This window comes from Gordonia sp. (in: high G+C Gram-positive bacteria) (assembly GCF_049299075.1).
Lineage (GTDB): Bacteria > Actinomycetota > Actinomycetes > Mycobacteriales > Mycobacteriaceae > Gordonia.
The window spans coordinates 1-1,690 of the sequence record NZ_JBAQWU010000347.1 but is presented as its reverse complement, the minus strand read 5'-3'; the positions used below and the strand labels follow the sequence as shown (position 1 = coordinate 1,690).

2 protein-coding genes are annotated in these 1,690 nt (G+C 66.7%); both read left to right on the top strand.

Annotated elements, in window-relative coordinates:
* The coding region (locus WAW85_RS10990; RefSeq protein ID WP_422559650.1) for a Dyp-type peroxidase at positions 1-943 on the top strand (943 nt) is incomplete at its 5' end.
* Between the two features lie 59 nt (positions 944-1,002).
* The coding region (locus tag WAW85_RS10985; RefSeq protein ID WP_422559649.1) for a family 1 encapsulin nanocompartment shell protein at positions 1,003-1,690 on the top strand (688 nt) is incomplete at its 3' end.

The following is a 1,690-nucleotide window of genomic DNA, read 5'->3' as shown; positions in this document are numbered from 1 at the left end:
CGAGAGCCAGGTGCGGGACACCCTCGAAGCCCTGTCCGGCCGGGTGCGGTCGGTGTCCTCGCGCGCCCCGGAGACCGCGCTCACGGTGATCACCGGCGTCGGTTCGAGCGCGTGGGACCGCTTGTTCGCCGGACCGCGCCCGAAGCTACTCCGCCCCTTCCGCGTCTACGCAGGCGATCAGCACACGGCCCCGGCGACCCCCGGCGACATCCTGCTGCACATCAAGTCCGACGATATGGGCATGTGCTACGAAATCGGGCAAATCTTGACCACCGACTTCGGTGATTCGGTCACCACCCTGGAAGAGGTGCACGGCTTCCGCTACTTCGATCTGCGCGATCTGACCGGCTTCGTCGACGGCACCGAAAACCCCACCGGCGCCGAAGCACTCGACACGATTCTCCTCGGCCCGGAAGACGCGCATTTCGCTGGCGGCAGCTATGTGACCATCCAGCGCTACGTCACCGACTTCGCGGACTGGACCAGCCTCCCGGTCGCACAGCAAGAAGAGGTCTTCGGCCGCAGCAAGGCCGAGAACCTGGAGATGGGCGACGACGTGAAGCCTTGCAATTCACACACCGCGCTCACCGTGATCGAGGAAGCCGACGGCACGCAGCTCAAGATCGTCCGTGACAACATGCCCTACGGCGACGTCTCAGGGACCGGCGAAAAGGGCACCTTCTTCATCGCCTACTGCAGAACCCCCGACATCACCGACCGCATGCTGGAGAAGATGTTCATCGGCGATCCGGCCGGCAACTACGACGCGCTGCTTGACTTCACCGTGGCGGTCACCGGTAACGAGTACTTTGCGCCCAGCCAGGACTTCCTCGACGACCTGCCCCCGGCCCCGTCCGGTCCGACGGCCCCCGCCGCCCCGGCGCCGGCACCGCTCTCGGACGGGTCCCTCGGCATCGGCAGCCTGCGCGACGACCGCGCGTAACGTCGACACCAACGACCAGCACCCACCGAATCCGTCACCGTCGCTGAGGAGTAACTCTGATGAACAACCTGCACCGCGAACTGGCCCCCATCTCTGACACGGCATGGGCGGCGATCGAGGAGGAGGCGAGCCGGTCGTTCAAGCGCAACAGTGCCGGGCGCCGGATGGTCGACGTCAAAGGCCCGCTCGGCCTGGACGTCGACGCCGTCACCGTAGGACATCGCGGCAAGATCGACAGCCCCGGCGAAGGCATAGTCGCTTACCTGCGCCGCGCGCAACCGCTGGTGGAACTGAAGGTGCCGTTCACGATCACCCGGGAGGCCATCGACAACGTCGATCGTGGTGCCTCCGACTCCGATTGGGACCCGGTGGTCAACGCCGCGGCCGAGTTGGCCAAGGCCGAGGACCGCGCCGTCTTCACCGGATACTCCGCGGCCGACATCACCGGACTGACTGAGCTGGCCCCGACTACCGGGTCGCTACCGAAGGACGTCAAAGACTTTCCGGACGCGCTCAGCGATGCGCTCAGCGCGCTGCGTCTGGCCTCGGTCGACGGCCCGTACTCGCTGGCTCTCTCGGCCGAGCTGTACAGCTTGGTCAGCGAGTCGGTGAACGACGGCTATCCGATCCGCGAGCACCTCCAGCGCATCCTGGGCGAGGGCGACATCATCTGGGCCCCGGCGCTCACCGGCGCCGTGCTGCTGAGCACCCGCGGCGGCGACTTTGAGCTGACCATCGGCCAAGACG